Source organism: Pigmentiphaga soli, from assembly GCF_039541095.1.
Classification (GTDB): Bacteria; Pseudomonadota; Gammaproteobacteria; order Burkholderiales; family Burkholderiaceae_B; genus Pigmentiphaga; species Pigmentiphaga soli.
In genome coordinates this window covers 12,215-25,022 of record NZ_BAABFO010000001.1, presented here as the reverse complement: position 1 = coordinate 25,022, position 12,808 = coordinate 12,215, and the positions used below count along the sequence as shown (strand labels likewise).

At 69.3% G+C, this 12,808-nt stretch carries 11 protein-coding genes; 5 read left to right on the top strand and 6 right to left on the bottom strand.

Translation table 11 applies throughout. The features are described 5' to 3' along the window. Nucleotides 1–61 precede the first annotated feature (61 nt). Complete coding sequence (locus ABD927_RS00115) at nt 62–751, top strand: VIT1/CCC1 transporter family protein (protein WP_345245072.1); 690 nt, start codon at nt 62–64, stop codon at nt 749–751. A gap of 1 nt (nt 752) precedes the next feature. Here the strand turns inward: ABD927_RS00115 and ABD927_RS00110 are convergent, their stop codons facing one another. The 3 genes from ABD927_RS00110 to pmbA all read right to left on the bottom strand — a co-directional run bounded on the left by ABD927_RS00110 (nt 753) and on the right by pmbA (nt 4,332). Continuing rightward, the gene (locus ABD927_RS00110; RefSeq protein WP_345245070.1) at nt 753–1,427 is read right to left on the bottom strand and encodes a tetratricopeptide repeat protein; all 675 of its coding nucleotides are present in this window, start codon (nt 1,425–1,427) and stop codon (nt 753–755) included. An 82-nt stretch (nt 1,428–1,509) separates the two neighbouring features. Further along, nucleotides 1,510–2,799: an NAD(P)/FAD-dependent oxidoreductase gene (locus ABD927_RS00105; RefSeq protein WP_345245068.1), complete on the bottom strand. Its 1,290-nt coding sequence runs from the start codon at nt 2,797–2,799 to the stop codon at nt 1,510–1,512. A gap of 138 nt (nt 2,800–2,937) precedes the next feature. Further along, entirely contained in the window at nt 2,938–4,332 is a 1,395-nt protein-coding gene (gene pmbA / locus ABD927_RS00100) for a metalloprotease PmbA (RefSeq protein WP_345245066.1), read from the bottom strand. Between the two features lie 201 nt (nt 4,333–4,533). Between pmbA and yjgA the strand changes: the two genes are divergently transcribed. From yjgA to ABD927_RS00080, 4 genes are all read left to right on the top strand, one after another. After that, nucleotides 4,534–5,163 (top strand): ribosome biogenesis factor YjgA, encoded by a 630-nt coding sequence (yjgA, locus tag ABD927_RS00095; protein WP_345245064.1) that lies wholly within the window; start codon nt 4,534–4,536, stop codon nt 5,161–5,163. A gap of 43 nt (nt 5,164–5,206) precedes the next feature. Next, nucleotides 5,207–5,845 carry a molybdopterin adenylyltransferase gene (mog, locus tag ABD927_RS00090; RefSeq protein ID WP_345245062.1) on the top strand — a complete coding sequence of 213 codons (639 nt, stop codon included), beginning with the start codon at nt 5,207–5,209 and terminating at the stop codon, nt 5,843–5,845. 16 nt (nt 5,846–5,861) lie between these two features. After that, on the top strand, nt 5,862–6,539 hold the full coding sequence (locus ABD927_RS00085) for an alpha/beta hydrolase (protein WP_345245060.1): 678 nt from the start codon (nt 5,862–5,864) through the stop codon (nt 6,537–6,539). Between the two features lie 65 nt (nt 6,540–6,604). Beyond that, nucleotides 6,605–7,078 carry a universal stress protein gene (locus tag ABD927_RS00080; protein ID WP_345245058.1) on the top strand — a complete coding sequence of 158 codons (474 nt, stop codon included), beginning with the start codon at nt 6,605–6,607 and terminating at the stop codon, nt 7,076–7,078. A gap of 69 nt (nt 7,079–7,147) precedes the next feature. Here ABD927_RS00080 and ABD927_RS00075 read toward each other — a convergent pair whose 3' ends face one another. Genes ABD927_RS00075 through ABD927_RS00065 form a run of 3 tightly spaced genes read right to left on the bottom strand, consistent with a single transcriptional unit; the run spans nt 7,148 to nt 12,751 of the window. Beyond that, nucleotides 7,148–10,315, bottom strand: a complete 3,168-nt coding sequence (locus ABD927_RS00075) for an efflux RND transporter permease subunit (protein ID WP_345245056.1) — start codon at nt 10,313–10,315, stop codon at nt 7,148–7,150. Next, nucleotides 10,305–11,483: an efflux RND transporter periplasmic adaptor subunit gene (locus ABD927_RS00070; protein ID WP_345245054.1), complete on the bottom strand. Its 1,179-nt coding sequence runs from the start codon at nt 11,481–11,483 to the stop codon at nt 10,305–10,307. Before ABD927_RS00070 ends, ABD927_RS00075 begins: the two co-directional genes overlap by 11 nt. A 14-nt stretch (nt 11,484–11,497) precedes the next feature. Further along, entirely contained in the window at nt 11,498–12,751 is a 1,254-nt protein-coding gene (locus ABD927_RS00065) for a TolC family protein (RefSeq protein ID WP_345245052.1), read from the bottom strand. Between the last annotated feature and the right edge of the window lie 57 nt (nt 12,752–12,808).

Here is a 12,808-nt window from a genome sequence, read left to right as displayed (position 1 = left end):
GCCGGACGCTGGCCGCCGGCGGCGCTTTCCGCGTCCGTTTCCCGCCCCTCGACAACCCGCCATGCCCGAGCGAACCCATCACCGCATTTTCCGCAGCGCCCGGCTGCGCGCCGCCGTGCTGGGCGCCAACGACGGCATCGTTTCCACCGCCAGCCTGGTGGCAGGCGTGGCGTCGGCGCACGGCGAACCGTCGTCGGTGCTGACGGCGGGCCTGGCCGGGCTGGTGGCCGGCTCGCTGTCGATGGCGGTGGGCGAGTACGTGTCGGTCAAGTCGCAGGCCGAGACCGAGGCGGCCGACCTGCGCCTGGAGGCCAGGTCGCTGGCCTCCGACCGGCACGGGGAACTGCAGGAGCTGATCGACATCTACGTGGCGCGCGGGCTCAGCCCCAGGCTGGCGCACAGCGCGGCCGTCCAGCTGATGGCGCACGACGCGCTCGACGCCCATGCGCGCGACGAGCTCGGCATCTCGCCCCACAACCGCGCCAAACCGCTGCAGGCCGCGGCGTGGTCGGCCGGCAGCTTCGCCAGCGGCGCCGCGCTGCCGCTGGCGGCCTTCGTCGCCGCGCGCGGCGGCGCGGTGCTGGCCTGGATGGCCGCCGGCTCGCTGCTGTCGCTGGCGGCGCTGGGCGCGCTGGCGGCGCATGCGGGCGGCGCGCCTGTGCTGCGCGGGGCGTTGCGCGTAACCGTGCTGGGGGCGCTGGCGATCGCGCTCACCGCCGGCATCGGCAAGCTGTTCGGGATCGTGGTCTGAGCTACTGCGGCAGCCGCTTCACCAGCTGCGCGATGTCGGCGCGCCGGCCGGCGTCGAGCGCTTCGTAGCCGGGCCGGGGCGGCGCCGCCTGCGCGCGCGCCAGATAGCGCCGGGCTTCGTCGAAGCGCTTGCGGGCCACCAGGAAATCGGCATAGAAATAGTTCGTATCGATGCCGCCGGGATTGATGGCCAGCGCCTGCTTGAACAACTGTTCGGCCTTCGCGTCGTCGCCGAAGCCGATCGGCCAGCCCGGTACCTTGCCGTACAGCAGGCCCAGGCGGGACAAGGCCGAGGCGCCCAGCGCGGCGGGATCGATGGCGATGGCCTGTTCGAACTCCGCCTTGGCCTGCTTGACCAGTGCCAGCGCGCCCGGCCCGCCCTTGGCGCCGGCCCACGAAGTCAGCACGGTGCCGTACCAGATGCGCGCCTCCGCGCGATCGGGAAATTGTTCGGCCATGCGCCGCGATTCGCCTGCCAGTCCGGAAAAGCGCGACTCGTGCTCCTGCTCGGGCGCCGAGTACTCGATCTGCGCCCACCGGTTCTGTACCGCGTGCAACTGCGCATCGAGGCCGGGCGCCTGCGCGCCCGTGGCCAGGGGCAGCAGCAACGCCATCGCCACCGCGCACAGCGCGCGGGCGATGCGCCGCGGTGCCCTGATCTCCATTGCGTGGATCATGTCGTGATTCTCCGATCGAAACGCCGTCCGGCGTGCCTGCCGGTTCGTGCCCCGACGCTTCGGAAAAGCCACGCGGGCCCGCCTAGTGCAGCTTGACCCGCGGCCGCGAACGCCGGCCGAAGAACTGCGCCAGCGAGCGCATCGTGGCGCCCCACCAGCCCAGCACGGTGGCGTAATGCGACCAATGGATGCTGGCATACATCACGCGCGCCACCCATCCTTCCACCAGCAGCCTGCGGCCCGCCAGGCCGCCCATCAGGGTGCCCACGCCTTCCGCGTGGCCGATCGACACCAGCGAGCCGAAATCGCGGAAGGCGAACGGTTCGGCCGGCGGGCTGCGGCCTTCGATGCGGGCCGACAGCACGCGCGCCAGGTAGGCGGCCTGCTGGTGGGCGGCCTGGGCGCGCGCCGGCACGGTCTTGCCCTGCCAGGGCGCGGCCGCGCAATCGCCGAAAGCGTAGACGGCCTCGTCCTCGGTGCGCAGGCGGTCGTCCACCACCAGCTGGTTGACGGCATTGACGGGCAGGCCAAGGTCGCGCAGCAGCGTGGGCGCCTTGATGCCGGCCGCCCATACGAACAGGTCGGCCGGCAGATCGCCGCCGGACGTGCGCAGGCTGCCCTGCGCCACCTCCAGCACCTTGCAGCCTTCCTTGACGCGCACGCCGCGCCGGACCAGTTCCTCGCGCGCGGCGTCGGCCACCCGCTCGGGCAAGGGGCCGAGGATGCGCGGCCCGCTTTCGATCAGCGTCATGTCCAGGCGCGGCACGGCCTCGACGCCGAGGCCATAGGCGGCCAGGGTGCGGCCGGCCTCGTGCAGTTCGGCGGCCAGCTCCACGCCGGTGGCGCCGCCGCCCACGATGGCGATCTCGACGGCGGCCCCGGCGCCGGCGCGCCCCTTGCGCGCCACCGCCTTCAGCAGTTCGATACGGAAGCGTTCGGCCGACGCGGTCGAGTCGAGCGAGACCGCATATTGCTCGGCCCCCGGCGTGTTGAAGAAGTTGCCGTTGCTGCCGAGGCACAGCACCAGCGTGTCGTAGGGCAGCGTGCGGGCCGGCAGCACTTCCTCGCCGTCGCTGTCGCGCAGCGCATCGACCTGCACCTGGCGCGCCGCGCGGTCGGCGCCGGTCATGCGGCCGGCCACGAAGCGGAATCCGTTGTCGTGCGCCAGCATGGCGTACGACAGTCCTTCGCGATGGATATCGATCGTGCCGGCCGCCACTTCGTGCAGCGACGGCTTCCAGACGTGGAACGGCGTGGCGTCGACCAGCGTGACCACGCCGGCGCCATAGCGCCGTCCGAGGCGGACGGCCAGTTCCAGGCCGCCGGCGCCGCCGCCGACGATGACGACCCGGTGCGAAGCCTTCGATTTCATCGATTCTCCTTATGTGGCCGCCCCGCGCGGCCGTGCCATGCATGCTTATCCGGCCGCCCCGTCCGGCCGTCCGAGGCCGGCCAGCAATCCCCATGCCGGCCGGGACGTGCCGGCGCCGCGGATACGCCTCTGCCGGCGCTACAGCCCGGCGATGGCCATGCTGCCGATCAGGATCGAGCCCGTCCGCTTGGTGCCGCGCACCAGCGTGTCGGCGCCGACCGCGGCGACGTCGAGGAACATGTCCTTCAGGTTGCCGGCGATGGTGATCTCTTGCACCGCATGGCGGATCTCGCCGTTCTCGACCCAATAGCCGAAGGCGCCGCGGGAATAATCGCCGGTCACGTAGTTGACGCCCTGGCCGATCAGTTCGGTCACCAGCAGGCCGGTGCCGAGCTTGCGCAGCATGGCGCGGAAATCGTCGCCGGGCTGCGTCAGGCGCGACGACAGCGTCAGGTTGTGCGAGCCGCCGGCGTTGCCGGTGGTGCGCAGGCCGAGCTTGCGCGCGGTATAGGTGGACAGCAGGTAGCCCTCGACCACGCCGCCCTTGACCAGGTCGCGCGCATGGGTGGCCACGCCCTCGTCGTCGAACGGCGTGCTGCCCTGCGCGCCGGGCACGAAGGGATCCTCGGCCACGTCGATGTGGCCGGGAAAGATCTGGCGGCCCAGGCTGTCGACCAGGAAGCTGGACTTGCGATACAGGGCGCCGCCGCTCAGCGCCTGGGTCAGCGCGCCCAGCAGCCCGCAGGCCAGCGGCGCCTCGAACAGCACCGGGTAGCGGCCGGTGCGGATGCGCCGGGCCGACAGCCGCGACAGCGCGCGTTCGGCCGCATAGCGGCCCACCGCGGCCGGGTCGGCCAGGCGCGCGGGGTTGCGGTCGCTGGTGTACCAGTCGTCGCGCTGCATGTTGTCGCCGCGGCCGGCGATCGGCGCCACCGACAGGCTGTGGCGCGAATACGGGTAGCCGTTGAGGAAGCCGCGCGTATTGCCCAGCACGAAATGGCCTTCGTAGGTGGAGACCGAGGCGCCGTCGGAATTGGTGATGCGGCGGTCGACCGCGCGCGCGGCGTTCTCGGCCGTCAGCGCCAGCTCGGTGGCCTGCTCGGCCGAGATGTCCCATGGGTGGTAGAGGTCCAGGTCGGGCGCCTCGGTGGCCAGCAGCTCGACCTCGGGCAGGCCGGCGGCCGGGTCTTCGGCCGTGTGGCGCGCGATGTGGTAGGCCGCCTGCACGGTGTCGCGCAGCGCCTGCCCGGAAAAGTCGGAGGTGGACGCCGAGCCGCGCCGCTGGCCCACGTAGACGGTAACGTCGAGCGAGCGGTCGCGCGTCTGCTCGACCGTTTCCAGCGCGCCCTTGCGCACCGTGACCGACAGGCCCTGGCTTTCCGAGACCTCGGCGGCGGCATCGGTGGCGCCGGCGCGGCGGCTTTCTTCGAGCACCTGGGCGATCAGTTCGCGGAACTGCGCCTGGTTGGCGACGATGGGAGGACGAGCCGGCGCGGAAGGGGTCGGTTTGCTGCGGGAACGGTTGGCGGCCATCGATTTCTTCGGAAGTAGGTAACGCCCCTTTAAGGGGCAGGACAGCAGTTATCATAGCCAATATGAAGCTTCCCCCTACGCGCTTCGCGCGCCCCCAAGGGGCGATGCGAACGGACCGGCGAAGCCGGATCCGCCGCATCCTGGATGGAGCGGCGCGGGTTCATACGGTGCCGGACGTAGCGCCATGAATAGATGAAGGAAATGTTTAAGACCAAACGCTTCACCCCTGCGCCGGCCGGCCCCGCCGACGACGATCCGCGCCCGCCCAGCAAGTCCCAGCTCAAGCGCGACATGACCGCGCTCCAGGAATTGGGCGAACGGCTGGTGGCGCTGCCGCGCGACCGGCTGGCCCAGCTGGCGCTGGCCGAACGGCTGCACGACGCCATCGTCGAGGCCCAGCGCATCACCTCGCACGAGGCGCGCAGGCGCCAGCTGCAGTACGTCGGCAAGCTGATGCGCGACGCGCACGTGGAGCCGATCCGGGCCCGGCTGGCCGAATGGGACGGCGAATCGATGGAACAGATCGCCGCCTTCCACCAGCTCGAACTGTGGCGCGACCGCCTGCTCCAGGATGACGAACAGGCCACCGCCTTCATCGCCCAGCACCCCGGCGCCGACGCCCAGCACCTGCGCGCGCTGATCCGCGCCGCGCGCAAGGAGCGCGCGGCCAACGCCGCGCTGCTGCCCGGCCAGGAACCGCAGCGCCGCCAGTTTCGCGCGCTGTTCCAGGAAATCAAGCGCCTGCGTGCCGAGGCCGAGGCCGGCGGCGATGCCGATGCCATGCCTGACGGCGACGCAGCCGCCGACGACAGCGCGGACGGCGACGACTGACGCGCCCGTCCACGGCATCCAGCAACCCACCACCGCCTCGACCATGACCGCCTCCCTTCCCGCCCGCAACCACCCCGACGAACTGGTCTGCGGCCTCGTCTCGATCAGCGATCGCGCCTCCGCCGGCGTCTATGCCGACGAAGGCATCCCCGCGCTGCGCCAGTGGCTGGGCGGCGCGCTGCGCACGCCGGTGCGCTTCGTCGAACGCCTGATCGCCGACGAGGCGCCGCTGATCTCGGCCACCCTGGTCGAGCTGTGCGACGAGGCCGGCTGCGACCTGATCCTGACCACCGGCGGCACCGGCCCGGCCCGGCGCGACGTGACCCCCGAGGCCACGCTGGCGGTGGGCACCAAGGAAATGCCCGGCTTTGGCGAACAGATGCGGCAGATCTCGCTGCGCTTCGTGCCCACCGCGATCCTGTCGCGGCAGGTGGCGGTGATCCGCGAACGCGGCGCGCGCGCCGAAGACGGCGCCGCGCTGATCGTCAACCTGCCGGGCCAGCCCAAGGCGATCCGCGAAACCCTGGAAGGGCTGCGCGGCGCCGACGGCGCGCTGCTGGTGCCGGGCATCTTCGCCGCCGTGCCGTACTGCATCCAGCTGATCGGCGGCCCCTACATCGAAACCGACGACGCCGTCTGCAAGGCGTTCCGCCCCAAGGCCGCGATCCGGCCCCAGGGCTGATTCCACGGAGCCCGCCATGACCGACCAGCCCACCCTGCTCGACTGCGTCGAGATCGCCACCGGCCCCGATCCGGCCCGCGCCGTCATCTGGCTGCACGGCCTGGGCGCCGACGGCCACGATTTCGCGCCGCTGGTGCCCGAGCTCAAGCTCGACGGCCTGCCCGATGTCCGCTTCGTGTTCCCGCACGCCGAGATCCAGCCCGTCACCATCAACGGCGGCATGGCCATGCGTTCGTGGTACGACATCCTCGGCGCCGACCTCGTCCGGCGCGAAGACGAGGCCGGCATCCGCGCCTCGCAGCGCCATGTGGAAAACCTGATCGCGCGCGAGAACGCGCGCGGCATCGCCGACGAGCACATCGTGCTGGCCGGCTTTTCGCAGGGCTGCGCGATGACGCTGCATACCGGGCTGCGCCATCCGCGGCGGCTGGCGGGGCTGGTGGCGCTGTCGGGCTACCTGCCGCTGTCGGACGGGTTCGCGGCCGAGCGCCATCCCGCCAACGCCGGCACGCCCGTCTTCATGGCGCACGGCAGCGCCGACCCGGTGGTGCCCCTGGCGCGCGCCGAAGCGTCGCGCGCCGCGCTGCAGGCGCTGGGGCAGCCGGTGGAATGGCATGTGTACCCGATGCCGCATTCGGTGTGCCTGCCGGAGGTCGACGATATCTCGGCCTTCCTGCGCAAGACGCTGGCCTGACGCGCGCCGCGTTCTAGGCTATCCTGCGGTCGACGCCTCAGTCCAGAAGGCAAGGAGAAGCCCTCATGTTCAAGAAAATCCTGATCCCGACCGACGGCTCGCCGCTGTCCGCGCAGGCGGCCAACGCGGGCGTCATGTTCGCCCGCTCGGTCAACGCCGAGATCGTGGCCCTGCACGTGACCCAGCCGTTCGCCGCCACGATCGGCTTCGACGGCATGGCGGCTGCCTACGCCATTACCGACGACGCCTACGAAAAAGCCGCCGCCGAACAGGCCGCGCGCTACATCGAAGCCGTGGTCCACCGCGCCGACACGGCCGGCGTGCCGGCCACCTCGCTGTCGGTGTCGAACTTCAACGTGGCCGACGGCATCGTGCAGGCCGCGGCCGACACCGGCTGCGACCTGATCTTCATCGGCAGCCACGGCCGCAGCGGCCTGTCGCGCCTGCTGCTGGGCAGCGTCACGGCCAAGGTGCTGTCGCTGGCCGAGGTGGCGGTGCTGGTGTACCGCGTCAAGGAAGAGAAGGAACCCCGCAAGTAATCCTGCCGGACCGGGCCGCCATGGGATTCTCCATGGGCGGCCCGTCCGGAAGAGCCCCGCCGGCCGCGGCTAGTCGAACGCCAGCGTGTCGGCATGTTCCACGAACGGCTCCCGCGCCCTTTTCGTGTGCGTGAGCCGGTAGATCACGGGCAGGACAAGCAGCGTCAAGGCGGTGGAGGAGATGATGCCTCCGATGACCACCGTCGCCAGCGGGCGTTGCACCTCGGCGCCGGTCCCGGTGGCGAGCGCCATCGGGATGAAACCCAGCGATGCGACCAGCGCAGTCATCAGTACCGGCCGCAACCGGGTCACCGCGCCGATGCGGACGGCCTCGTCCAGCGAACGCCCCTGTGCCCGCAGCGAGCGAATGAACGACAGCATGACCAATCCGTTCAGGACGGCGACGCCGCAGAGGGCAATGAAGCCGACCGCAGCCGAAATGGAGAGCGGGATCCCCCGCAGCCACAGGGCCGTGATGCCCCCGGTCAGGGCGAAGGGAATGCCGGTGAAAACGATCAGCCCGTCGCGCGCATTGCCGAACATGGAAAACAGCAGGACGAACACCAGCGCAAGCGCCACGGGCACCACGATCTGCAGGCGTGCCGTCGCGGACTGCAACTGTTCGAACGTCCCGCCCCACGATAGCCAATAGCCCGGGGGGATCCTGACGGCGGCGTCGATCTGCCGCTGCGCCTCGGCAACGAAGGAACCGAGATCGCGCCCGCGGACGTTCGCGCTGACGACGATCCGGCGCTTGCCGTCCTCGCGGCTGATCTGGTTCGGCCCCGGGGCCAGGTCAAAGCGTGCGAGCTCGGAAAGAGGAACGAACGCCGTGCGTGCATCGCCGTTCCTTGGCAGTGCGACAGGCAGCCGCTTCAATGCCTCGATATTGCTGCGCACGTCGTCGGGCAATCGCACCAGGATGTCGAAGCGCCGGTCTCCCTGGAAGAAGGTGCCGGCCTCCTTGCCGCCTACGGCCGTGGCGATGGCATCCTGCACCTCGGACAGGCTGACGCCATAGCGGGACGATCTTTCCCTATCGACGGAGATGGTCAGCATCGGCAAGCCCGTGGTCTGCTCCGCCTTGACCGATTCGGCCCCCGGTATCCGGGACAGCACACTGACGATGTCCGCAGCGCTCCTCTCCAGCTGCGACGTGTCGTCGCCGAACACCTTGACCGCCAGGTCGCTGCGCACCCCCGAGATCAGTTCGTTGAAGCGCATCTGGATCGGCTGGGTGAACTCATAGTTGTTGCCGGGCACGGCATCGGCCACTTCCTGCAGCGCGGCGATCACCTCGTCATGAGACCTGCGCGGGGCAGGCCATTGATCCACGGGTTTCAGGATGATGTAGGTATCGGCTGCGTTCGGCGGCATGGGATCCGACGCGACTTCCGCGGTCCCGATCCGGGCGAACACGCGCTCCACCTCGGGCACCTTGGCGAGGTTCTTTTCGAGCGCCGATTGCATCTCGACCGATTGCGTCAGGCTGGTGCCCGGAATGCGAAGCGCCTGCAGCGCGACGTCGCCTTCGTTGAGATTCGGGATGAACTCGGCGCCCAGGCGGGTCGCGACGGCAAAGGTGAACAGGATCGACATGGCGGCAAACGCTATCACGACCGGCGTGTTGGCCAAGGCCCGCTCCAGCAGCGGCTCGTAAACGCGCCGGGCGCGCAGCATGAGCCAGTTCTCCTTTTCTTCCACCTTCTTGCCGAGCAGCAGCGCCACCGCGGCCGGCACGAAGGTGATCGACAGGATCATCGCGCCCAGGAGCGCCAGGACCACGGTGGTGGCCATGGGATGGAACATCTTTCCCTCGACCCCGCTGAGCGCGAAGATGGGCAGGTACACGATCATGATGATCAGCTGCCCGAAGATCAGCGGCCGCCGGGCCTCGCTGGCCGCCGCAAACACCTCCTTGAATCGTTCGACCCGGGTCAGTACGCGTCCCTGTGCGGCTTGCACATGCGCCAGGTGGCGGATGCAGTTTTCGACGATGACCACCGCGCCGTCGACGATGATCCCGAAATCCAGCGCGCCCAGGCTCATCAGGTTCGCGCTGACCTTGTAGGCCACCATTCCGGAGAATGTGAACAGCATGGAAAGCGGAATCACCATGGCCGTGATCAAGGCCGCGCGGATATTGCCCAGGAATAGAAAGAGCACGACGATCACCAGCACCGCGCCTTCCAGGAGGTTCTTCCTGACGGTTGCCACTGCTTTGTCGACCAGGGCCGTGCGGTCGTACACCGTGACCGCCTTGACGCCGGGCGGCAAGGTCTTGTTGATGCCGGCCAGCCTCGCGTCGACGGCCTGGGCTACCGTCCGGCTGTTCTCGTTGATCAGCATGAAGACGGTGCCGAGCACGACCTCGCGTCCATTCTCCGTCGCGGCGCCGGTGCGCAGTTCCTTGCCGATCGCGACGCTGCCCACGTCGCGAATGCGTATGGGAACCCCCTGGGCCTGGCTGACGATGATGCTGCCGATGTCGTCGATCGACTGTACCTGCCCTGGCGCGCGCACCAGGTACTGCTCCCCGCCGCGCTCGATATACCCTGCCCCGACATTGACGTTGTTGCGCCCGAGCGCGGCGACTAGGTCGGCCAGCGTCAGGCCATAGGCGGAAAGCCGCTCCAGGCTGGGCGCAACGACATATTCCTTGGCAGAACCGCCGATCGTGTTGACTTCGGTCACGCCCGCGACGGTGCGCAGTTGCGGCCGGACGACCCAGTCCTGCAACTCGCGCAGGTCGGTCAGGGTGTATGGCGTACCGTCGGGCTTTCTTGCATCCGGCTCGGCCTCTACCGTCCACATGTAGATCTCGCCCAGTCCCGTGGAAATCGGCCCCATGGTCGGCGTCACTGCCCGGGGCAGCGCATCCCTTGCCTCCTGGATGCGCTGGTTGACCAGCTGGCGGGCGAAGTAGATGTCGGTCCGGTCGTTGAAAATGACCGTGACCTGGGACAGGCCATAGCGCGAGATCGAGCGCGTTTGCACCAGGTCCGGCAGGCCGGCCATGGCCGTCTCGATCGGATAGGTGATCCGCTGCTCGGCTTCCAGCGGAGAGTAGCCGGGCGCCGCCGTGTTGATCTGCACCTGCACATTGGTGATGTCGGGCACCGCGTCGATCGACAGGCGGGTGAAGTTGTAGACGCCCAATCCGGCCATGCCGATCACGGCCAGCACGACCAGCCAGCGGTGGCCGATCGCGAACCGGAGTATTCTGTCAATGACCATGCTCGGCCTCGCTCTTGCCCAGCTCTGCCTTGAGCGTGAAGGTGTTCGAACTGGCGTACGACTCGCCCGGCTCCAGGCCCTGCCTGATCTCGACGAGCTCGCCGTCGCTGCGGCCGGTCACAACCGCCTGCGCCTTGAACCCTCCCGGGACGGCCTTGAAGATCGTCGGCTTGTCGTCAAGCGTCTGCAATGCGTCGGCCTTCACGGCAACCGGCACCTGTTGTTCGGCCTGGCGGACCCGGACCGTGATGAACAATCCCGGCCGCCATGCCCCGCCGGGATTGACCAGCGTGACGCGAGCCGTTGCCGTGCGCGTCTGGTCGCCGATGAGCGCGCCGACGTAGGACACGGTGCCCTCCGTGGATTCGCTCAGGGCGGTCGAGGTGATCGTTACCGGCTCCCCTACCCGAACGGCGCCCAGGTCCTGCGGCGCGACGATGAACTCTGCCCAGACCGTGCCGAGGTCGGCGATCGTGAACGATTGGTCCGTTTCGCTGACGGCCTCGCCCAAGGTCATATGCTTTGCGGTGACCATACCGTCGAACGGCGCCGTCATGGCGTATTGGTTCAACGCGGAAGCACTGGGCGGCACGCCGATCGCTTTCAGTTTCTGCATGGCGTTCTGGACGGCGATCGAGGCCTCTTCCCGCGCGGCGTTCGCCTGCAGATACTCCTGCTCCGCCGAAACGCGCTGCTCCCACAGTTTCTTTTCGCGCTCGTAGGTCTGATTGGCGAGCACGGCGCGCCGCTGGGCGGCCATCAATTCGCTGCGCAGGTCGGACAGCGAGGTGCTGGCGATCACCGCCAGCGTCTGGCCCTTGCGCACCTGCTGCCCCAGATCGGCGGATACACGCTCGACCACCCCGGCCAGCCGGGGCACGACATGCGCCAATCGGTCGGCGTTGAATTTGATCTCTCCGGGGAACTCCCGGAACGCGCGTATGGTGCCGGGGCCGGCTTGCGCGATCGCGATGTTGCTGTCCCGGATCTGCGCGTCGCTCAGCTTGACGGTTTCTTCCGCCGGCTCGGTCCGTGGTTGCGACGCTTCGTCGTGCGCCGCATCGCCATGCCCGCCATGATCCGCACGGCCATAAAGCACGCCGGCAATGGCCAGCACGCCCACGATAATGATGGCCGCCGTGGCGGCCGTCTGCTTCTTGGTCATCATGATCTGAAAATTCCTTAGCGGCCGAGTATGCGATCAATCGCGATGGCGGCCTGGTAGGTGTCGGCCAGGCTGGCCAGGTACCGGATCCGGGCTTGAAACAGCGTGCGCTGCGCGTCGAGTATGTCCAGGAAGCCGAACTTGCCCGCCTCGAAGCCGGCCGTCGCCACGCCATACGCCTGTTGCGCCCCCGGCAGCACCGACGAACGCAGCGTGGCCGCGGCCTCCCTGGCGAACGCCAGGCGGGCGGCCGCTTGCCGCAGCTCTTCGTCCAGCCGGATCCTGGTCGCGCGCAGCTGGTCTTCTGCCTGGTCGGCGCGCACGGTGGCTTCGTAAAGGCCACCCTGGTTGCGATTGAAAAGAGGCAGCGGGATCGAGACGCCGATGAGCGCCTGATTGCGCCCCAGCGAGTAGTCGCGCTGCGTTCCGGCCGTAATGCGGATATCGGGATACTGCCGGCTGCGCTCCAGCTGCACGACCGCCTCCCGGCGCTGGATCTCCATGCGGCCCACCACCAGTTCCGGCGCGTCGTCCAGTTCCGCCAGCAGCGTCTGGATGGCGGCCCGCTCCGGCAAGGCGTCCAGGTTGCCGACGACTTCGGAAACGTCCGACGGCGGCGCGCCCCACAACGCACCCAGGGACACGCGCGCGCTTTCAAGCGCCGTCTTTGCCTCGGCCAGCGCGAGATCGGCGTTGGCGCGTTCGACCTGGGCGCGCGTCTCTTCGAGCGGCGGCACTTTGCCGGCCGCGACCCGCCGGCCAACAACGTCCACGGCTCGCGCGGCAACGTCCACGGCGCCCTGGGTGAGCCGGACGTTCTCCTGCGCCACCAGCACGTTGAAAAAGGCGGCGACCGTCGCCGCGCGAACGTTGGCGCGCGCGACCGCAAGATCGGCCTGCGCCACGCTGCGGGCTCGCTCGGCCGCGGTTATGCGCGCCGTTCGCTTGCCGCCGAGCTCGACGGGAATGCCGAACTCCGCGATCGTGGTACGCGTTTCCCTGCGCGTGTCCTCCAACCGGATGGACAGGTCGGGGTTCGGCAACAGGCCTGCCTGGGTAACGCCCCCCTGAAGCGCATCGACTTCCTTGGCCGCGGCGGCGAGCGACGCGTTATGGCCGGCGCTCAGCGCTAGGGCCATGTCGAGCGTGAGCGGCTCGGCGCTGGGCGTTCGTTGTTGGAAATACGGTCGAGACTCGGGCGCCGCCGGTTGCGCAAGAACAACCATCGGCAGGCCCAGGGCTAGAGCCAGCCCCGGCAAACAGCGTCGCATCGGATTGCACCTGAAAGAAAAAGGGTGAATCCAGCGAGGCGGCGAGAATGAAAAGGG

Excerpts from the sequence above, each read along its gene's own strand:
- yjgA (WP_345245064.1), top strand. The coding sequence starts at position 4,534 with ATGTTTAAGACCAAACGCTTCACCCCTGCGCCGGCCGGCCCCGCCGAC.
- ABD927_RS00110 (WP_345245070.1), bottom strand. The coding sequence starts at position 1,427 with ATGATCCACGCAATGGAGATCAGGGCACCGCGGCGCATCGCCCGCGCG.
- pmbA (WP_345245066.1), bottom strand. The coding sequence starts at position 4,332 with ATGGCCGCCAACCGTTCCCGCAGCAAACCGACCCCTTCCGCGCCGGCT.
- mog (WP_345245062.1), top strand. The coding sequence starts at position 5,207 with ATGACCGCCTCCCTTCCCGCCCGCAACCACCCCGACGAACTGGTCTGC.
- ABD927_RS00105 (WP_345245068.1), bottom strand. The coding sequence starts at position 2,799 with ATGAAATCGAAGGCTTCGCACCGGGTCGTCATCGTCGGCGGCGGCGCC.
- ABD927_RS00080 (WP_345245058.1), top strand. The coding sequence starts at position 6,605 with ATGTTCAAGAAAATCCTGATCCCGACCGACGGCTCGCCGCTGTCCGCG.
- ABD927_RS00115 (WP_345245072.1), top strand. The coding sequence starts at position 62 with ATGCCCGAGCGAACCCATCACCGCATTTTCCGCAGCGCCCGGCTGCGC.
- ABD927_RS00075 (WP_345245056.1), bottom strand. The coding sequence starts at position 10,315 with ATGGTCATTGACAGAATACTCCGGTTCGCGATCGGCCACCGCTGGCTG.
- ABD927_RS00085 (WP_345245060.1), top strand. The coding sequence starts at position 5,862 with ATGACCGACCAGCCCACCCTGCTCGACTGCGTCGAGATCGCCACCGGC.
- ABD927_RS00070 (WP_345245054.1), bottom strand. The coding sequence starts at position 11,483 with ATGATGACCAAGAAGCAGACGGCCGCCACGGCGGCCATCATTATCGTG.
- ABD927_RS00065 (WP_345245052.1), bottom strand. The coding sequence starts at position 12,751 with ATGCGACGCTGTTTGCCGGGGCTGGCTCTAGCCCTGGGCCTGCCGATG.